Here is a 19,335-nt window from a genome sequence, read left to right as displayed (position 1 = left end):
GTCAGGCGCGCCATCCGAACGTCACCGGAGCGGACGGTTCTGCGGCGAAGGTCGGGCCGACCGCACAGTTGCAGACCGTGTTGTTCTGGCACGTGGGTCCTGCGACCGTGGTGCACATCTGGGGGTTGTTGGTCTCGGATCCGGACACCGTGGTGTCGATCGCCTCGGTCTCACGAGCCACCAGGCTGCGGAAGATGGCGTCGTCGATGACCTGTCTTCCTGCCTGAGCGTCCTGGGAGTGATCCGAGATCGACGCTTCCTGAACAGCGATTCTGAGTTCCGCGATGCTTGACATTGTTCACCCTCGTTTCGATATATCTCTACGTTTCTCAGTACGGCGCTTCCCTTTCCACGTTACGTAGGGCCTCCGCGACTGTCAACGAAGAGACCCCCGCTCGCGGGCAGGCTTACCCGTCAGTCCTCGTTCCCCGTCGTGGTTCTGCGCTGCTCCCATTCCTCGCGGAGGATCGCGTAGATGGCGACATCATTCCACCGCCCGTCGCGCCATTGGGCACTTCGCAGAATCCCTTCTCTCGCCATCCCGCCGGGCATGGCAGAAGTGCTCCGCGGGGCCGCATCCGCGGCTGTGACCCCCTCGACTCGGTTCGCGGTCGTGGTGAGGAATAGGTAGTCGATCAGGAGCCCGAGTCCGGCCGACGCGGCCCGGGTCCGCCGATGCTCCGGCAGTATCAGAAGGCCCACGCCCCACCCACGGTGACGAGGCGAACCACCGTAGTCGTAACCCGGGAACCAGCTGACCTGTCCTGCCGTCGTCCCGTCGCGCACGATGCGCATCCGTCCGCCATCCGGGCTGATCATTCCCAGACCGGGACTCTGCGGCCCGAATGGCGGCACCTGGGTGTATCCGAACCCGAACCAGTTGTTGGGCTGCCAGGTCTCGGACTCTCGAAGGCGTTCGGCCATCTCCGCTTCCGTCGAAGGGTCGTACGGCCGCAACGAGTATCCGTGCATGAAGGTCATCTCCCTAGAACGACGGATCAGTACACGCCACACTCTGCCATCCTCGCCCGGGACGCCGGTGGGTGGATGCTCTCAGGTCACGATCGGAATCGTCCTCGGCGAAGCTCGGCTTCCGCGCCGCGTCTACTGGAACAGACTGACCGGCTTCAGGATGTCGGCGACCAGCAGCAGGGCCCCCATGGCGATGAGCAGGACGGCGACGACGACAGTCAGCGGCACCAGTTTCGTCGCGTCGACCGGCTCCGGGGGCGGGCGACGGAACAGCTTCGCCCACGCGCGTCGGACACCATCCCACAGCGCGACGACGATGTGGCCCCCGTCGAGCGGAAGGAGCGGGATCAGGTTGAACACGAACAGGGCGATGTTCAGCATCCCGAGGAGCGACAGCAGACCCGACCAGCGGTCCAGCAGCGGCGCATCGACGGACGCGACTTCACCCGCGAGACGTCCGACGCCGACCACGCTCAGCGGCCCGTTCGGGTCGCGTTCGGCCCCCGTGAAGACCGCGGCCCCGACGTCCCAGAGACGCGCGGGCAGGTTGAGGATCATCGTGGCCACGTTGCCCGCTGTCTCGACCGCCATCTGCGGCCCCGCGGTCAACGGCTGCTGCACATAGCCCATCTGCGCCCACATGCCGACATATCCGACGGTCTTGACGACCTGCTGCCCCTCGGAGTCGAGGACGGGCCGTCCGCTCGCGTCGGTGATCGTGCGCTCCGCCGCGATCGGAGTGATGTGGAGCGTCTTCTCGTCACCGTCGCGGAGCACGACCATGTCGAGCGTGTCGCCCGGCGCGGCCTGCACGATCGCCGTCGCGTCCGCGAAGGTGGACACCGGCTGCCCGTCGACCGACATGATCACGTCGCCCGGCTTGATGCCGGCTTCCGCAGCCGGCGACTCCGGGTCATCGGCCGCGCACTCGGTGGCCGTCGATCCGGCGGGCACCACGCACTGGCTCACGGAGGAGATCGTCGTCGTGCCCTGCTGCAGGCCGATGGCGGACAGGAGCACGGTGAAGATCGCCGTCGCGAGGATGAGGTTCATCAGCGGACCGCCGAGCATCACGATCACGCGCTTCCACACCGGGAGACGGTAGAAGACCCGGTCCTCGGCACCTTCGGCGATGGTCTCGTCGTTCGCGGATCGGGCGTCCTGGATCAGCGACCGGAACACGCCGGACGCAGGGCCCGTGCTCTTCGAGGGCGGATACATGCCCGACATCGAGATGAAGCCGCCCAGCGGGAGCATCTTGAATCCGTACTCGGTCTCGCCGATGCGCTTCGACCACAGGCGCGGCCCGAAGCCGATCATGTACTGGCCGACGCGCACGCCGAAGAGCTTCGCGGGGACGAGATGGCCGACCTCATGCAGGCCGATCGAAAGGCCGAGGCCGATCAGCATGAAGAGGATGCCGCCCAGATAGAGCAGGATTTCCACGTGCCAACGCTACTGCCCCCAGCTAGGAATCCGCCCGGCGCCTCCCCACGGCTAGGCTGAGGACGTGAATGCCCGGCAGCTGCGACTCGTGCGCGCTGCCGGTGTCTCCTCCATGGCGACGCTGATCGCGGCACTCTCCCACACGCTCGGTGGCGGCGCAGCCCCGCATCCGCTGCTGATCGTCGCCGTGTCCACCCTGCTCACGCCACTGTCGGCGCTGCTGGTCGGCGTCCGACGATCGCGAAGCCGCGTCGCGGCCGCCGTCATCCTCGGTCAAGGCGCGTTCCACCTGGTGTTCCAGGCGCTGGGGTCGCCGACCGGTGCGACCCGGATCGCCGGAGGACACGCGCAGCACCACATCGACCTCGCGCTCCTCGGACCCACCGCGCCCATGGCAGCCCCCGGCACGCTGATGCTGGTCGCGCACGCCGTAGCCGCCGTCCTCACGACAGTCCTGGTGTGGCACGGGGAAGGCGTCGTGCGGATCGTCGCGCGGTGGGTCGACGCGATCCTTCGGCGCGCCGCTCCGGTCGCGTCGACCCCGCACCGCCGCCCACCGCGTCTGCGGTCGATCACCGTCCCTTCGTTCGATGCCGCGATCTCGGCCGCGGTGACACGGCGAGGTCCTCCCGCGCTCATCCGCGACTGACCGTCGCATCGGAGTCCGCCGCCCTTCGCGGGCGGTATCACCCTTTCGCGGAAGAGCGCCGTCTGGCGCACCCGCACCCGAGCATTCAGGAGATTCCCGCATGTCCCGCACCACCCGCACTCGCACCAGCCGCACCGCGGTCGCCACCGCCGGCATCCTCGGCGGCGCCGTTCTCGCACTCGTCATCCCGTCCATGGCCAGCGCCCACGTCGGTGTCAGCCCCGACGAGCTCGTCGCCGGAGATCATGGCGTGCTCACGTTCTCGTTCTCGCACGGCTGCGAGAACTCCCCCACCACGGCCCTGCGCATCACGATGCCGGATGGCCTCGCCTCCGTCGCACCGACGATGGACAGCGACTGGAACATCCAGGTCGAACGCGGTGACGACGGCCTCGTCAGCGCCGTGACGTACACAGCGATCAGCCCGGTGCCCACCGATCTGCGCGGAGCGGTGAGCATGGGGGTCGGATTGGACGAGAGCACTCCCGACTCGCTGGCCTTCCCCGTCGTGCAGGAGTGCGTCGAGGGTGCGACCGAATGGACGCAACTGGCCGAGAACGGCGAGGACCCGCACACCCTCGAGGCGCCGGCACCGGTCGTGTCGGTCTCCGCGGCCGCCGCGGACGGCCACGGCGACCACGACGCCGCCGCGGGCACGGAGGACGCACAAGCGGGCACGGCCCCGTCTGGGACGGCCGATCCCCTGGGCGTGGTCCTCGGCGCTGGCGGACTCGTCGCGGGCGTCGCCGCGCTGGTCGTCGCCGTCCTCGCCTATCGTCGCCGAGCCTGAAGACCCGCACGGTCCCTCGCGTTCCCGATCCGGCGCGCGAGGGACCGCGCCACTGAGGGGTTCCCCCTGCCGCCGTGAGATCATGGATCCGTCATGTCGATTGAACAACAACCGAGCCTGCCTCCCGTGCTCCGCCCCGCGAACCCGCCCCGGCGTGAGCTGTCCGAACTCGCTTCCCGTTTCGCCCGCAGTGTGCGCGGCGATGTCGACGGGATCTCCCTCTCCGGCATCACCCTCGCCACGGCGGATCTCCGCGCCGGCGAAGCCTTCGTGGCGATCCGGGGCATCAACCGGCACGGTGCGGACTTCGCCGTCGCCGCCGCCGTGAAGGGTGCCGTCGCCATCATCACCGATGAGGCGGGTGCGGAGATCGCCGAGGCCGCGGGGCTTCCGATCGTCGTCGTCGACGACCCTCGGGCCGTGCTCGGTGACCTCAGCGCCTGGGTGTACGGCACCGGGGCCGATGACCCGCTCCCGCTGCTCTTCGCGACGACGGGAACCAATGGGAAGACCAGCGTCTCCCATCTGCTCGAGGGCATCCTCGACCAGATCGGTGTCGTGACCGGTCTCTCCTCCACGGCCGAGCGCCACATCGCCGGGGAGATCATCGTCTCGCGCCTGACGACTCCCGAGGCTTCGGAGATGCATGCGCTGCTGGCTCTGATGCGGGAGCGCTCGGTCGAGGCCGTCGCGGTCGAGGTCAGTGCGCAGGCGCTGTCGCGTCACCGTGTCGACGGCATCCGCTTCGACGTCGCCGGATTCACCAACCTGAGCCACGATCACCTCGACGACTACGCCGACATGGAGGAGTACTTCGAGGCGAAGCTGCCGCTGTTCCGACCCGATCGAGCGAAGCGCGGCGTCATCTGCCTCGACTCCCTCTCCGGAGCGATCGTGGTCGACCGCGCTGAGATCCCCGTCGTCACTGTCGGAACGCCCTCGATCGCCGCTGATGCCGATGCTGCGAACGCCGCGGACTGGGTCGTCGTCATCGACGAGGAGCGGGCGGCCGGCACCACCTTCACGATGACGGGTCCCGCGGGCTCGCTCACGACGACGGTGCCGGTGATAGGTCCGCATATGGCCGCCAACGCCGCACTCGCCATCGTGATGCTCGTGGAGGGCGGCTACGCCTGGGACCGCATCGTCGATGCACTCACGCGGGACGGCGGCATACGCGCCTATCTTCCCGGCCGCACGCAGCTCGTCTCCGGAGACCGCGGTCCCGCCGTCTTCGTCGACTTCGGGCATTCACCGGACGCGTTCGAGAAGACTCTCGCAGCCATCCGCCGCGTGACGCCGGGGAAGGTACTGATGTTGTTCGGCGCCGACGGCGACCGCGACGCGAGCAAGCGGTTCGACATGGCGCGCACCGCGGTCGAGGGCAGCGACATCCTCGTCGTCACCGATCACCACCCGCGTTTCGAAGACCCGGCCTCGATCCGAGCGACGCTGATCGAAGGCGCACGCACGGTACGGCCGGATGCAGAGATCCACGAGGCTTCTCCGCCAGAGAACGCCATCGTGACGGCAGTGAGTCTCGTCGGCGACGGTGATGCGATCCTGTGGGCAGGCCCGGGGCACCAGGACTACCGTGACATCCGCGGAGTGCGCACGCCGTATTCGGCGCGAGAACTCGCGCGCCGCGCGCTGCGCGCCGCGGGATGGCCGGTGCCCGACTCGCGGTGGCCTGTCCCGTACCCGGACGAAGGCTGACCCGCCGGGCGGAGCATCCGCCCGGACCTCAGGCCTTCGCGATCAACCGGTCGGCGGTCGTGCGCGCCCAGGACTCTGCCGCGGCGAGAGAGTCGACCGTGAGCGCGTCCGGCGCCTCGTGGGCGTCGACGACCCGCGCGATTGTGTCCACGATGCCGAGGAACGACAATCGCCCCTCGTGGAACGCGTCGACCGCCTGCTCGTTGGCGGCGTTGTAGACCGCAGGGAACGTCCCCCCGGCCCGGCCGACCGCCTTCGCGAGGGCGACAGAGGGGAATGCCTCGCCGTCGAGCGGCTCGAAAGTCCATGATGTGGCGGATGACCAGTCGAGCGGTCGTCCGACTCCGCCGATCCGGTTCGGCCAGTCGAGGCCCAGGGAGATCGGCAGCCGCATATCGGGCGGTGACGCCTGCGCGATCGTGGAGCCGTCGATGAACTCGACCATCGAGTGCACGATCGACTGAGGATGCACCACGACTTCGATGTCGTCATAGGCGACATCGAACAGCAGATGCGCCTCGATCACCTCGAGCCCCTTGTTGACGAGGGTCGACGAGTTCGTCGTGACCATCCGGCCCATGTCCCAGGTCGGATGCGCCAAGGCCTCCGCCGGGGTGACGTCGGCCAGCTCGGAGCGGGTGCGACCGCGGAACGGACCCCCGGAGGCAGTCACCACGAGCCGTCGCACTTCGGCATGCGTGCCGGAGCGCAGTGCCTGTGCGAGCGCAGAGTGCTCCGAATCCACCGGGACGATCTGACCGGGTGCCGCGGCGGCGAGCACCAGGTCGCCGCCGACGATCAGGGACTCCTTGTTCGCCAGTGCGAGTGTGCGACCCGCCTTCAGCGCGGCAAGGGTGGATCCCAGGCCGATCGAGCCCGTGATGGCGTTGAGCACCACGTCCGCCTCGACATCGCGGACGAGTTGCTCGGCCTCGACCGCACCGAGGGCCGTGTCCTCGACCTGGAACTGCGCGGCCTGCGCGGCCAGCATCTCGGCGTTGGACCCGGCGGCAAGGCCGACCAACTCGAACCGGCGGGGGTTGGCGCGGATCACATCCAGCGCCTGCGTGCCGATGGAGCCGGTGGAGCCGAGGACGATGACGCGACGCATACCGCCAGCCTAGGTCACGACCGCGGCTCCCCCGCGGCTACTGCTGCGGCTGGACGGGGGTCGTGGCGAGGATGTCGACGACGAAGACGAGGCTCTCCTTCTGGAGCTCGTGCCCCTCGCTCGCTCCGTAGCCGTCTGCCGGCGGCATCACCACGACGACCTGCGAGCCGACCTTCTGACCCTCGAGCGCCTTCTGGAAGCCGGCGACGACGCCGGTGGTCTGGAACTGCGCCGGCGCGGCGTCGCGGCTCCAGCTGGAGTCGAACTCCTTGCCGTCCGACCACTTGACGCCGAGGTACTGCACGACCACGAGGTCACCGGAGGCGACGGTCGCACCGTCCCCCTGCTTGAGGACGGCGACCTCGGTCGCGGTCGGCGCGTCGCCGTCGGGGATCGTCACCGTGGGCGCGCCCTTGTCGTCGAGCTTCACGGTCGGCATGCCGGGAGTCGACTCGACAGGAGTGCCGGTCGCGACCTCGGGCAGCTTCTCCACCGCTTCGGCGTAGACGACCACACTGTTGGCACCCTCGCCGAGGACGTTACCCGGGAGGGCGAGCAGGATGCGAGAGCCTGCGGGCTCGCATTCGAGGGCGGCGACGAAGAGCGACGACTGATTGGGGTCGAGGAGAACGGGCAGCACGCCGCCCTCACCTCGAGCAGAGGAATCCACGACCTCGTTGGTCGTCGCGTCGACGATCTGATACTGGACGGAGACCAGGTCGTTGACGACGAGGTCCTCGCCGTCACCCTCGGAGATGACCGTACGCTCGACGCCCGCGAAAGCGGCATCGGCCGGAACGGTCACCTTGGTGTCCGCACCCTCTCCCTCAACGACGACCGCGTCAGATGTCTCGCCGGGTTGCGCGTCCAGCGCGCACGCGCTCGACGCGGAAGGGGCCGGAGTACCGGAACTCTCCGGCGCAGCGCTGCCAGCGCAGCCCGCCAGGAGCAGGGTCGCCGCGGCGACGGTGGACAGAACGATGAGCGGACGCTTGCGCACAGTGAGACCTCGGGATCGCGGGCGGGACACTCCATCCTGCCCCATGCCCCTTTGCCCTCGCTGGGAAGCACGGCGCGAGTCTTCATTCCCACGCCGGCATGGATCCGGGAGTAATCTGCTCTGATGACCTCTGAGCAGTCCGTCGAGCCCGAATCCTCGTCAGAAGAGGAATCCTCGTCAGAAGAGACTGCCAAGCCTCGCCATGCCGGGATCGCCTACCGCCTCGGTCGGGGCCTCATCACCCCTCTGGCCCGCTTCGTCTACCGCCCCCGAATCGAAGGGCGCGAGAACGTCCCTCTGACCGGGCCCGTCATCTTCGCCAGCAATCACCTCTCCTTCATCGACTCGATCGCGATCCCGGTCGCAGCTCCCCGTCCGGTTCATTTCCTCGCGAAGTCCACCTACTTCGAGGGAACCGGCTTCCAGGGCTGGATGAGCAAGACGTTCTTCGAATCCATCGGCGCGATCCCGGTGCGCCGCGGCGCCGGACAGGCGGCTCTGGATGCTCTCGAGCTGCAGCGCCAGCTCCTCGACGAGGGCCTCGCCGTCGCCCTGTACCCGGAAGGCACGCGGTCGACCGATGGTCGCCTGTACAAGGGCCGCACCGGCGTCGCCTTCCTGGCCCTGCAGACCGGTGCACCCGTCGTCCCGGTAGGCCTCATCGGCACTGACAAGGTGATGCCGGTCGGGGCGAAGGTGCCGACACTCAAGGAGCGAATCACGGTCCGTTTCGGCGAGCCGCTCGATCTGTCACCGCATGGACCTGCGACGAGCGGGCGAGCACGCCGTCTCGCCACGGACCAGATCATGGCCGCGATACACGGCCTCTCCGGCCAGGAGCTCGCCGGAGCCTACAACGAGGCTCCTGCCCAGGGCGCCATCGAGAAGATCAAGCAGGCGCTCCCCCACGAGCGTCGCTGACGCATCGGCGGATCTCAGGCGAGAGCGGTGACCTTCGCCTGGTGACGCACGGGGAAGTTCATCGAGTTCGCGATGAAGCACCATGCGTTGGCCTGCGCGTGTGCGCGTTCCGCCGCATCGATCATCGAGGCCTCGGCGACGACGACCTCGGGGCGCAGCGTCACCTCCACGAATGAACCACCACCCGTCCCGTCCTCGCGCATCATCCCGGTGGCCTCGTCGCGGTAGGACACGACGACGACGCCGGCTGTGACGCACGCGTGCAAGTACGACAGCAGGTGGCATTCGGAGAGGGACGCGAGCAGGAGGTCTTCCGGATTCCAGCGCGACGGATCGCCCCGGAAGGGCTTGTCCGATGAAGCGAGCAGCTCCGGCTTCCCGCTGACCTCGATGGTCACGTCGCGGCGGTAGTCGCGGTAGCCGGTGGTTCCGGTGCCGGTGTTGCCGGTCCACGTCGAGGTGAGCGCATAGTGATGTTCGCCGAGGGCGCGGGGGGTGGACTCTGCCATGCCCTCAGTCTCTCAGGCGCATCCGACACGACGCGAGCAGGTGCATGCCCCGGGCTAGAGTTGACGAGTGCTGGAGACTCTCACCGTTCAGGATTCCGTGGAACTCGCCGTCGTCGAGCGGAGCGGATTCGTCGAATCCCGCCATGTCGGCGCGGCGGTGGTGCTCTCCCCTGATGGCGACATCGTCGCCCGCCACGGCAACACCGACTCGCTGATCCTGCCGCGTTCCAGCCTCAAGCCCCTGCAGGCGGTCGCCTGCATCACCGCCGGCGCCGTCCTGGAGGGCGAGCAGCTCGCGATCTCCACGGCGAGCCACGTCGGCACGGATCGCCACGCTTCCGTGGTCCGCGACATCCTCACGGAAGGCGGCCTCACCGAGGACGACCTCGGCTGCCCTCCCTCCTGGCCGACCGACTCGGCGACGCGCGACGAGCTCGTTCGGGAGCATGGCCAAGCGTCACGCGTGCGCATGAACTGCTCCGGAAAGCATGCCGCCATGCTGCGCGCCTGTGTGGCGACCGGCTGGCCCACCGCAGGTTACCTCGACCCCGCTCACCCCCTCCAGCTCCACATCCGCGACGTGGTCGAACGCCTCACCGGCGAGAAGATCGCCCATACCGCCATCGACGGGTGCGGCGCGCCGGTTCACGTGATCACTCTCACCGGACTCGCACGCTCCATCCACCGCATCGGAACCGCATCGGATCGCTCGCCGTTCGCCCTTCACCGCGTCGCCGGTTCTCTGGTCCGTGCGGTGCGGGAGAGCCCGTGGACGATCGAAGGACCCGGGCGCCCCGACACCATCGCGATCGAGAAGCTCGGGGTGTTCGCCAAACACGGCGCCGAAGGCGTCATGGTGATGGTCGCGCCGAACGGCACGACCGTGGCACTGAAGATGCTCGACGGCGCCACCCGCGCCTCGACGATTGTGGCCGCGACACTTCTCGCTCGTGCGGGCGGCCTGAGCGAAGCCGAGGTCGCGACGCTCACGGACGCGCTCCCGCTCGCGGTTCTCGGCGGCGGTGCGGATGTCGGAATGATCCGTCCCGGGTCCGGGATCTGATGCCCTGAGGGTTCTGCGCAGACTCGTTCATCGGGGCGACAGCTCGGGAAGGATCACTCGCCGTGGCGATCCCGCTCCGAGCACCGACCATGCCCGGCCCGCATGCGGCCGAGCATACGGCGGGAGTTCCCGCACCGCGGCGAGCTGTCGGAGATCGGCCGGCTGCTCCGCGCGGACCAGAACCTCACCCTCCGCGCGGATGCGCTGCCACGTGGACCAGTTCCGTTGCCACGTCTCCGCATCGGCGACCAGGATGCAGGAGCGGCTCGGCATCGTCACCGATTCGATGCCGAGGTGAATCACCTCGTGCTGCGGGTGCGCCTCGCGTATCTGCGCCGCCACGGAGACGGCTCCGGCGCTGACGACCCCCGTGATCGCGCACGACGGCGTCCACACCGCGGGGGCACTCTGCGAAGAGGTGCTGATCTCCTCTTCCGGGACCCAGACGAACTGCACCTCCCGGTCACCGATCCTGGCCCTCCCGGGCACGCGCGCACGAACGAACGTCCCCGGCTCTCCCCCGGCCGCCAGGTGATCCACTCGCGTCGGCATCCGCAGCAGGGCACGTCTCGGCAGCATGTCGATCACTCGCACCAACGGTCCTGCCGCCCTGGTAGCTGTCAGCACGAACGTCGATTCGGTCCCTGCCCGTACGACCTGCTCCCAGCGCTGGGCGAGCAGCTGACCGTACTCCGGCGGCAATGACGAGACAAGCGCATCCACGTCGTCGCAGAGGACGACAGGAGGCGGACGCCGGACGCCTCCAGCCCAGACGGCCACCAGGTCCCACACGTCTTCCGCATCGCCCGACATCCAGAGCGCATCCGGTCGCTGGGCCGCTACGGCTCTCAAAGCCGCAGTACGACCGGACCCCGGCGCCCCGAGGATGACGAGCCCGCGGTCCTGCCCACAACGCAGGAGCTCCAGGGGCTGCGACTGGAGACCAGGATCGTCACCTCGGCCCAGGATGAGCTCCGTCGACCGGATCTCGGCGGCATCGGCGACTTCGGCGAGAGGGAGACTTGTCGGCAGCGCGGGGAGCCACGGACTGCGCGGTGCTGCCTGGTCCGCCCAACGCACGCCGACACGACGCAGATCCGCCGCACCCGTCAAGGCCACTCGCATCGGCACAGGCTCGTGATCGGAGGGCCGACGCACCAGCGCGAGCCCGCGCGAGCCCGCCCCACCCGGAAGCGCCGAGGCGGCATCCGTCCCGATCACGAGTCTGCTGTCGGCGGGATCTCCCACACGCAGACTGATGCGGAGGGGGCAGTTGGCGGCCAGCGCATCCCGCACGACACCGGCGGCCCGCTGCGTACCGAGGATGAGGTGCATACCCAGCGCGCGGCCCCTTGCCGCCACGTCGGTGAACACCGCGCCGAGGTCGGGGTGTTCGGCCAGCAGCGCCGCGAACTCGTCGACGACGATCACCAGCCGCGGCATCGAGACCTCGCGAACGTCGCGGGCTCCGGCCGCTGCGAGCACTCCCTCCCGCCGCCGTAGCTCGGCGGTGAGGCTGGAGACACCCCGCCGCGCACCCTCATCGTCGAGATCGGTGATGACCGCCGCTACCTGCCGCAGCTCGCGTAGGGGCTCGAACGCGGTGCCCCCTTTGAAGTCGGCCAGCACGAAGGTCACACGATCCGGGCCGTGGGTCTCGGCGATCGCCGTGACCCAGGTGACGAGCAGTTCGCTCTTGCCGGTGCCGGTCGTACCCGTGACGATCGCGTGCGGTCCGTCGCCGACGATGTCGACCACGACATCGCCGTGCTCCCCTCGCCCGATCGTCGCCGCCAGGCCGCGCCCCGCCGACGGCTGCTCCAGCTCGTGCAGCGAAACAGACTCCGGGAGCGCATCGGCGTCGTCGCCACGCTCCGCGAGGTCACGGGCGACCGCCTCCGCCTGGGCGATCGAGAGGCATTCGACGCCGACAGCAATGATGCCCCGCTGCGTGCGCAGATTCGCGTCGCCCGGTTCGATGATGTCGATGACCGTCGTGATCCCCTCGGGCACCTCGGCTCCGGCCGATGTGAGCCAGATGAGCGCATCGGCATCCACACGGCCTCCCTCCGCGGTCCCGATTCCCATCCGGAAGCCGCCCCGGCGTGCTCTCATCGCATGAGGAAGCGCGCCGACGCCGTGCACACGCGGCTCCGCACCGACGATCGACAGCTGGGTGGCGCCGAACCGCAGACAGAGTTGCACGACCAGTGCGCGCGCGGCGGCCGCCGTCAGCGGTCGCGGACCCCGCAGGCAGATACCACCACCGATCGGCACGACGATCGGAGCGTGTTCGACGGTGCCGCAGCGCTCGCGAAAGCTCCGTCCCCGTGCGTCGTCCCCTCCGCTACAGCGCACTGCACTCGCAACGCTGCCGGCGCCGACGACGATCGGCGTCGATGCGTCAGGCGGTACCGCGCCCCGGAGAGGCGGCTGGATGAGGCACGACGCACTGTCGGGCTGGCGGAGCCACAGCTCTTCACGCTCCTGGCGATGGAGGCGTTCCCGCTGATCCTCAGCCGCCACCCAGTCGAGTTCGGCCTGTGCATCTCCCTGCCGGCGTTCGCGTCGCCGATTGCGGGCGGTATCCAGCGCCGAGGCCCCGATCATGAGTGGGCCGAGAGCCGCGAAGCAGAGCGCGAGCATCGAACCCGAGACCAACCACAGGACGACACCGGCGGCGATCGGCACCAGGGCCGCCATGAACGGCAACGGAGCGCGGCGTGAAGGAGCGGGAGCCGCGGGAAGCACGATCGGGAGGGATTCCATGGACCCCAGTGGATCGCATGTCGTCGGTCGGATCAGCGCTGTCCACAGCGCTGAACGGCTACTCCGCTGTGTCTTCGATTGGGGAGGAGGACTCGCCCTCGTCCGCGACCTGGACCACGATCAACGTGACGTTGTCCCGCCCGCCGTTCTCCAGCGCCGCCGCGAGCATCGCATCGACGGCATCGCCCGGGTCGAGATGCTCACGGAGGAAGTGCTGGATCCCGTAGTCGGTGAGCTCTTTGGTCAGCCCGTCCGAGCAGATGACGAACCGGTCCCCCGGGCGCACATCAATCGAGACGTAGTCCGGTGCCGTGAGCTCGCTCGCACCGACGGCACGCGTGATCACGTTGCTGTAGGGGTGACCCTCCGCCTCTTCGGGGCTGAGCTTGCCCGCGGTGATCAGCTCTTGGACGACGGAGTGATCCGTCGTCACCTGCACCAGTCGATCGTCACGAAGAAGATAGACACGCGAATCGCCGATGTTGAGCGCGATCCAGTGCGACTCATCACCCTCGCTGTCGAAGTACACCCCGGTCAGTGTGGTCCCGGTACCCTCGTCGGTCGTCTCCGGGTGGTCGGCGATATCGCCGACGGCGAGTTCGAGCGCCTTCTCGATCGCAGGGCCACTCACCTCACCGGTGGAGACCACTGCCTGAAGCCGCGCGACCGTGCTCTGGCTCGCTATCTCTCCCCCGGCGTGGCCGCCCATGCCGTCCGCGACGATGAAGAGCGGGTACTCCGCGAGGTAGGCATCCTGATTCGTCTCGCGGCGCCGGCCTTGATCGGTGATACCGGACCAGGACAGCAGCAGCGGGCGCTGCGCAACCGTGACGCGGTGCGTCTTCGTCTCAGCCACGTGCTGCCTCCGATGGGCCTGCGACGGATCGGGCGAACGCAGGATACTCACACATCGTAGTAGAACTCCTCCGCCCCGCGATCACACTCGCGCCCCCGGGTCGGCGGGCAACGGGAACAGCTCATCGATGATCTCGAGGTCGGCGGCACCCGGACGCCACGCGTCGCCCGCCGCAGCATTCGCCTCCACCTGCGCCGCTGACGTCGCCCCCGCGATGACGCTGGAGACCGCCGGACGAGAGAGAAGCCAACCGAACGACGCCTGCAGCATACTGATACCGCGTTCGTCACAGAAGTCGCGGAGAGCTTCGATCGCGTCCCAGGGTGCATCCTCCCAGACGTGACGACGCGCCGACATGATGCGGCTCGACGCCGGGCCTCCATCGCGAGAGAACTTTCCGGTGAGCAGCCCGTTGTGCAGAGGGAAATACGGGAAGAAGCCGAGCTGGTAACGCTCGACCGCGGGGAGCACTTCGCGTTCCGCTGCACGCGCGAGCAGGGAGTAGTGGTTCTGCGCCGAGATGAATCTGCCTGTCGAGCGTTGCCGCGTCGTGAACTCCGCCTCGGCGATCTGCCAGCCGGTGAAGTTCGAATGCCCGTAGTACCGGATCTTGCCCTCGCGCACGAGGTCGTCGAGCGCGTCGGTGGTCTCCGCTATCGGAGTCTCCGGATCGGGAAGGTGCAGTTGATACAGATCGATCCAGTCGGTGCGCAACCGCCGCAGGGACTCCTCGACGGCACGACGGACATAGCGGCGCGAGCCCCGGGCCGCGGGGAACGCATAGCCCATGTCTCGCTCCTGCCCGAACTTTGTCGCAAGGACGACGCGGTCCCGACGTCCCTCCAGGACCTCGCCCATGAGAGTCTCGCTCGCACCCGCGACCGCCCCGTACATGTCGGCGGTGTCGAAGAAGGTGATGCCGTTGGCGAGTGCCGCGTCGATAACCTCACGAGTGCCTGCGAGCGTCTCCGTGGCAGTACCCGCGCGCCCGAAGTTGTTGCAGCCGAGGCCGGTGGAGGAGACGAGAAGACCGGAGGCGCCGACGCGGCGCTGCGACAAGACCATGCGCTCCACGTTAGCGGCCGGTTCTGATCGACGGCCACCCGGAGACGGCGCAGGGCCCCCGACCGAAGTCGAGGGCCCTGCGTCAGAGGATCACGCGGGAGGCTGCGTCGGATCCGTCGGCGGCGCGGGAGGCCCAGCAGGCGGCGCGGGAGGTGCAGCAGGCGGTGCCGGAGGCGTGGTCGGCGGCGCAGCCGGAGGTGCCGGCGGCGTGGTCGGCGGCACTGGCGGGACGGGAGCCCCCGTGGCAGGAGCCGCAGGCCCCGCGGGAGGCGCGTAACCCGGCTGTGCGGGCGGCGCGTAACCGGGCTGCGCGGGCGGGGCGTAACCGGGCTGCGCGGGCGGAGCGTAGCCCTGGGGAGCACCGTAACCGGGGCCCGCAACAGGCTTGGGCTGCACCGGGATGCCCTGCCACACCGTGTTGTCGCCGAGGAATCCGTTGTTCGCCCACGGCGCCGGTGCGACGTTCGGGTTCCAGCGCGACTTGTCGAACGCGTTGATGCCGAGCCAGATCAGCACACCGATGCCGGGAATCAGGCCGAAGAGGACCCAGACCGCGTCCTTCTGGAGCTTGAGTCCCACGCGCCATCCGACGATGACGAGCACCGCGACGTAGGCGATCCACGAGATGTAGTTGAGGACAGGGATGACGTTGATCACGATGGCACCGAGCATGACCCACGGCGAGACGTCGCCGAGCTTCGCGAGGATCATGGCGTTGTAGACGGGAACCCACGCCCGCCACTTTCCTTCGACGCCGGCCTTCTCGAAGATCTTCATCAGGAAGAGAGACGAGAGAACGTAGCCCGCTGCCGCGAAGATGAGGCCGAAGACGATCAGGATGCCGAAGACGGCCAACGAGCCTGTGTCGTAATAGTCGTACATGATCCCCTCCGGATCAGATGAGCGGACGCTGGTCGCGCCGCGTCACAACCATAGCGGGGAGACCGGGGCCCGGCAACGACCGACGCGGCGCCGCGACCTGAAGAGATCCGCGGTCATTCCGCGACGACGAGCTCCCAGACGCCTTGCTGTTCACCGTCACGGAACAGGATCCCCTGCGCATCGGCCCAGGCCCTCAGGGCTCGCAGAGAGCCCACGCGTGGCCGATCTTCGGCCAACGCACGGACGAGAAGCCCCTTGGACTTCTTGTTGAAGTGGTTGAGAGCTCGCCCTTGGTCGGTCACGACCCTGACGTAAGCGCGCGGCAGCGTTTCGGGCGTGGGGCCCAGGGCTACGTACGCCTCGCTCCGCAGGTCGAGCAGGAACGACGGCGCGGCCCCGGCTATCGCCGAGGTCGTGGCTTCCGCCCAGTGCCGCCGCAGCGCCGGCACGCCCGGCAGCGAGGTTCCCGCGGCGAGACGATAGGTGGGCACGGCATCCAGCGCCCCGACGGGGCCGAGCGGCGCGCTGTGGATCCAGACATGCGCGCCGAGCCACCGGCGTGACGCCGTCGAGAGCGAGCGTGCGTCGAGAGCGTCGAAGAGCACGCCTGTGTAGCGATCGACCGCCGGCATCGTAGGTGCAGTGCGCAGCATCCGATTGTGGGCGATGTCACCGGTCTGGCGCTCGCTCAGCTTGAGAACGCGACGAGCGGCCTCCTCGTCGGCCGCGAGGTCGACCAGCGCGTCCAGAACCGCTGTCCGACGCTCCGCCAGGCCGGGAAGCGCCAGTGAACTCAGGTCGAGCGGCGGGCCGTCGCCGCCCTCACGCTTCGTCTCCGACGGAGGGAGCAGGATCTTCATGGAACCTCAGTGGATGCAGACACGTCCGCCTCGGAACCCGTGAGGGTGCCGAGGCGGACGCGTCGAAACGGAAACTTCTAGGCGATGAGAGCCGCGTTGCCGGCAACGATCGTCAGGGTGTCGCCCTCCATGGAGAGGAACCCGTCCTGCGCGTTGGCCAGCACCTTGGTGCCATCCGACTGGGTGATGCGAACCTGGCCCTCAGCGAGGATGGCCAGCACCGGCTCGTGGCCGGTCATGAAGCCGATCTCGCCCTCGACGGTCTTGGCGACCACGAGGCTCGCCTCTCCCGTCCACACCTCCGCATCCGCGGAGACGAGGCTGACATGCAATGCCATGGTCAGCCGTTCTCCTTCTGGATCTTCGCCCACTGCTCTTCGACGTCGGAGATACCACCGACGTTGAAGAAGGCCTGCTCGGCCACGTGGTCGAAGTCACCGCGGGTGATCGCATCGAACGACTCGATGGTCTCCTTCAGCGGGACGGTCGAACCCTCGACACCGGTGAACTTCTTCGCCATGTAGGTGTTCTGCGAGAGGAACTGCTGGATGCGACGCGCACGCGACACGACGATCTTGTCCTCTTCGGAGAGCTCGTCCACACCGAGGATCGCGATGATCTCCTGCAGTTCCTTGTTCTTCTGGAGGATCTGCTTGACCGTGGTGGCGACGCGGTAGTGGTCCTCGCCCAAGTAGCGAGGGTCCATGATGCGCGACGTCGAGGTCAGCGGGTCGATGGCCGGGTACAGACCCTTCGAGGCGATCTCACGAGAGAGCTCGGTCGTCGCGTCGAGGTGCGCGAAGGTGGTCGCCGGAGCCGGGTCGGTGTAGTCGTCGGCCGGCACGTAGATCGCCTGCAGTGAGGTGATCGAGTGACCACGCGTCGAGGTGATGCGCTCCTGGAGCACACCCATCTCGTCGGCGAGGTTCGGCTGGTAACCCACAGCGGAGGGCATGCGGCCCAGCAGCGTGGAGACCTCGGAACCGGCCTGCGTGAAGCGGAAGATGTTGTCGATGAAGAGCAGAACGTCCTGCTTCTGCACGTCACGGAAGTACTCCGCCATCGTCAGAGCCGACAGGGCGACGCGAAGACGCGTTCCCGGCGGCTCGTCCATCTGGCCGAAGACGAGGGCGGTCTTGTCGAAGACGCCCGCCTCCTCCATCTCGTGGATGAGGTCGTTGCCCTCACGGGTGCGCTCACCGACACCGGCGAACACCGACACACCACCGTGGTCCTGCGCGACGCGCTGGATCATCTCCTGGATGAGGACCGTCTTGCCGACACCGGCGCCACCGAAGAGACCGATCTTTCCACCCAGCACGTACGGGGTGAGGAGGTCGATCGACTTGATGCCGGTCTCGAACATCTGAGTCTTGGACTCGAGCTGGTCGAAGTTCGGTGCCTTGCGGTGGATGGGCCAGCGCTCGGTGACCTCGATCGTCTCGCCGGGCTCGAGGTTGAGCACCTCGCCGATGACGTTGAACACCTTGCCCTTGGTCACGTCGCCGACGGGAACCGAGATGGCCTCACCGGTGTCGCGAACCTCCTGACCGCGGACGATGCCGTCGGTCGGGTTCAGGGCGATGGCGCGGACGAGGTCGTCGCCGAGGTGCTGGGCGACCTCGAGCGTGATCTCGGTGGACTCTTCGCCCATCGCGATCGTGGTCTTCAGCGCGTTGTAGATGTCGGGGATCGAGTCATGAGGGAACTCGATGTCGACAACCGGACCGTTGACGCGTGCGACGCGCCCGACGACCGCGGTCGCCGGCTGGTCAGCCGGAGCGGTGAGGGTCATTTTCGTCTCTTTCCTGATGGTCTATTTGCTCGAGAGGGCGTCGGCGCCGCCGACGATCTCGGCGATCTGCTGCGTGATCTCCGCCTGGCGCGCGTTGTTGCGCAGACGGGTGTAGTCGGTGATGAGCTTGTCGGCGTTGTCGCTGGCCGACTTCATCGCCTTCTGCGTCGCCGCCTGCTTCGCGGCAGACGACTGCAGGAGGGCGTTGAAGACGCGGCTCTGGATGTACACCGGCAGGATCGCGTCGAGAACAGTCTCGGCGTCCGGCTCGAACTCGTACAGCGGGTAAACGGTGTTACCGGCTTCCGACTCATCGGCTTCCGTGATCTCCAGCGGGAGCAGACGCACGGACTCCGGCGACTGCGTCATCATGCTGACGAAACGGTTGTACACGAGGTGGATCTCGTCGACACCGCCGTCCTGTCCCCCGCGGGAGAAGGACTCGAGCAGTGTCGCGGAGATCTCCTCCGCGGTGTGGAACGACGGGGTGTCGGTGTCGCCGGTCCACTCCGCAGCGGCAGCGAGGCGTCGGAACTGGAAGTATCCGACGGCCTTGCGGCCGATGAGGTAGAAGACCGGCTCCTTGCCCTGCTCGCGCAGGAGTTCCGCCACCTCGAGACCCTCACGGAGGATCTGCGAGTTGAAGGCTCCGGCGAGGCCGCGGTCCGAGGAGAAGATCACGACCGCAGAGCGGGTGATGTTCTCGGACTCGCGGGTCAGCGGGTGATCCACGTTCGAATGCGTCGCGACGGCGGACACGGCCCTCGTCACGGCACGCGCGAAGGGAGTGGACGCCTTGACGCGTGCCATCGCCTTCTGAATGCGCGAAGCCGCGATGAGTTCCATCGCCTTCGTGATCTTCTTGGTCGTCTGAGCAGAAGAGATCTTCTGCTTGTAGACCCTGAGTTGAGCGCCCATATGTCAGTACCTC

General features: G+C 68.1%; 19 protein-coding genes. 5 read left to right on the top strand and 14 right to left on the bottom strand.

Annotation, left to right across the window (positions count from 1 at the left end; translation table 11 throughout):
* Position 1 precedes the first annotated feature (1 nt).
* The 3 genes from CQ045_RS01665 to CQ045_RS01655 all read right to left on the bottom strand — a co-directional run bounded on the left by CQ045_RS01665 (position 2) and on the right by CQ045_RS01655 (position 2,418).
* The gene (locus CQ045_RS01665) at positions 2-295 is read right to left on the bottom strand and encodes a hypothetical protein (protein WP_105720953.1); all 294 of its coding nucleotides are present in this window, start codon (positions 293-295) and stop codon (positions 2-4) included.
* A gap of 119 nt (positions 296-414) precedes the next feature.
* Entirely contained in the window at positions 415-1,014 is a 600-nt protein-coding gene (locus CQ045_RS01660; protein WP_105720952.1) for a GNAT family N-acetyltransferase, read from the bottom strand.
* A 90-nt stretch (positions 1,015-1,104) separates the two neighbouring features.
* On the bottom strand, positions 1,105-2,418 hold the full coding sequence (locus tag CQ045_RS01655) for an RIP metalloprotease (protein WP_105720951.1): 1,314 nt from the start codon (positions 2,416-2,418) through the stop codon (positions 1,105-1,107).
* Between the two features lie 64 nt (positions 2,419-2,482).
* Here CQ045_RS01655 and CQ045_RS01650 point away from each other — a divergent pair, with 64 nt between their 5' ends.
* The 3 genes from CQ045_RS01650 (at position 2,483) to CQ045_RS01640 (ending at position 5,573) form a co-directional block, all read left to right on the top strand.
* Positions 2,483-3,067: a hypothetical protein gene (locus CQ045_RS01650; protein WP_105720950.1), complete on the top strand. Its 585-nt coding sequence runs from the start codon at positions 2,483-2,485 to the stop codon at positions 3,065-3,067.
* A 100-nt stretch (positions 3,068-3,167) separates the two neighbouring features.
* Positions 3,168-3,857 carry a YcnI family protein gene (locus CQ045_RS01645; RefSeq protein ID WP_105720949.1) on the top strand — a complete coding sequence of 230 codons (690 nt, stop codon included), beginning with the start codon at positions 3,168-3,170 and terminating at the stop codon, positions 3,855-3,857.
* A gap of 93 nt (positions 3,858-3,950) precedes the next feature.
* Positions 3,951-5,573, top strand: a complete 1,623-nt coding sequence (locus CQ045_RS01640) for a Mur ligase family protein (RefSeq protein ID WP_181156404.1) — start codon at positions 3,951-3,953, stop codon at positions 5,571-5,573.
* Positions 5,574-5,601: 28 nt separating this feature from the next.
* On the opposite strand, the gene dxr is transcribed toward CQ045_RS01640, so the two are convergent.
* Together dxr and CQ045_RS01630 are read right to left on the bottom strand one after the other, a co-directional pair.
* Positions 5,602-6,684, bottom strand: coding sequence for a 1-deoxy-D-xylulose-5-phosphate reductoisomerase (gene dxr, locus CQ045_RS01635; RefSeq protein WP_105720947.1), 1,083 nt, complete (start codon positions 6,682-6,684; stop codon positions 5,602-5,604).
* A gap of 37 nt (positions 6,685-6,721) precedes the next feature.
* A complete protein-coding gene (locus CQ045_RS01630) occupies positions 6,722-7,489 on the bottom strand; it encodes an FKBP-type peptidyl-prolyl cis-trans isomerase (protein ID WP_258130892.1) in 768 nt (255 codons plus the stop codon).
* Between the two features lie 318 nt (positions 7,490-7,807).
* On the opposite strand from CQ045_RS01630, the gene CQ045_RS01625 reads away from it, so the two are divergent.
* Positions 7,808-8,605 carry a 1-acyl-sn-glycerol-3-phosphate acyltransferase gene (locus tag CQ045_RS01625; RefSeq protein WP_105720945.1) on the top strand — a complete coding sequence of 266 codons (798 nt, stop codon included), beginning with the start codon at positions 7,808-7,810 and terminating at the stop codon, positions 8,603-8,605.
* Between the two features lie 14 nt (positions 8,606-8,619).
* Here CQ045_RS01625 and CQ045_RS01620 read toward each other — a convergent pair whose 3' ends face one another.
* A complete protein-coding gene (locus CQ045_RS01620) occupies positions 8,620-9,114 on the bottom strand; it encodes an OsmC family protein (RefSeq protein ID WP_105720944.1) in 495 nt (164 codons plus the stop codon).
* A gap of 67 nt (positions 9,115-9,181) precedes the next feature.
* Between CQ045_RS01620 and CQ045_RS01615 the strand changes: the two genes are divergently transcribed.
* Positions 9,182-10,177: an asparaginase gene (locus CQ045_RS01615; protein ID WP_105720943.1), complete on the top strand. Its 996-nt coding sequence runs from the start codon at positions 9,182-9,184 to the stop codon at positions 10,175-10,177.
* 27 nt (positions 10,178-10,204) lie between these two features.
* Here CQ045_RS01615 and CQ045_RS01610 read toward each other — a convergent pair whose 3' ends face one another.
* The 8 genes from CQ045_RS01610 to CQ045_RS01575 form a co-directional block, all read right to left on the bottom strand.
* A complete protein-coding gene (locus CQ045_RS01610) occupies positions 10,205-12,946 on the bottom strand; it encodes an FtsK/SpoIIIE domain-containing protein (RefSeq protein ID WP_105720942.1) in 2,742 nt (913 codons plus the stop codon).
* A 58-nt stretch (positions 12,947-13,004) separates the two neighbouring features.
* Positions 13,005-13,802: a PP2C family serine/threonine-protein phosphatase gene (locus tag CQ045_RS01605; protein WP_105720941.1), complete on the bottom strand. Its 798-nt coding sequence runs from the start codon at positions 13,800-13,802 to the stop codon at positions 13,005-13,007.
* Positions 13,803-13,883: 81 nt separating this feature from the next.
* The gene (locus CQ045_RS01600) at positions 13,884-14,867 is read right to left on the bottom strand and encodes an aldo/keto reductase (RefSeq protein WP_105720940.1); all 984 of its coding nucleotides are present in this window, start codon (positions 14,865-14,867) and stop codon (positions 13,884-13,886) included.
* Between the two features lie 90 nt (positions 14,868-14,957).
* Complete coding sequence (locus tag CQ045_RS18720) at positions 14,958-15,749, bottom strand: large exoprotein (RefSeq protein ID WP_105720939.1); 792 nt, start codon at positions 15,747-15,749, stop codon at positions 14,958-14,960.
* A 113-nt stretch (positions 15,750-15,862) separates the two neighbouring features.
* Positions 15,863-16,609, bottom strand: a complete 747-nt coding sequence (locus CQ045_RS01590; protein ID WP_105720938.1) for a YaaA family protein — start codon at positions 16,607-16,609, stop codon at positions 15,863-15,865.
* Between the two features lie 77 nt (positions 16,610-16,686).
* On the bottom strand, positions 16,687-16,947 hold the full coding sequence (locus CQ045_RS01585) for a F0F1 ATP synthase subunit epsilon (protein WP_017830988.1): 261 nt from the start codon (positions 16,945-16,947) through the stop codon (positions 16,687-16,689).
* A gap of 2 nt (positions 16,948-16,949) precedes the next feature.
* Positions 16,950-18,404 (bottom strand): F0F1 ATP synthase subunit beta, encoded by a 1,455-nt coding sequence (gene atpD / locus CQ045_RS01580; RefSeq protein WP_017830989.1) that lies wholly within the window; start codon positions 18,402-18,404, stop codon positions 16,950-16,952.
* Between the two features lie 21 nt (positions 18,405-18,425).
* A complete protein-coding gene (locus CQ045_RS01575) occupies positions 18,426-19,322 on the bottom strand; it encodes a F0F1 ATP synthase subunit gamma (RefSeq protein ID WP_017830990.1) in 897 nt (298 codons plus the stop codon).
* Positions 19,323-19,335: the final 13 nt, after the last annotated feature.

It is taken from the genome of Microbacterium sp. MYb66, from assembly GCF_002979435.1.
Taxonomy (GTDB): domain Bacteria; phylum Actinomycetota; class Actinomycetes; order Actinomycetales; family Microbacteriaceae; genus Microbacterium.
This window is presented reverse-complemented; position numbering and strand designations above follow the sequence as displayed.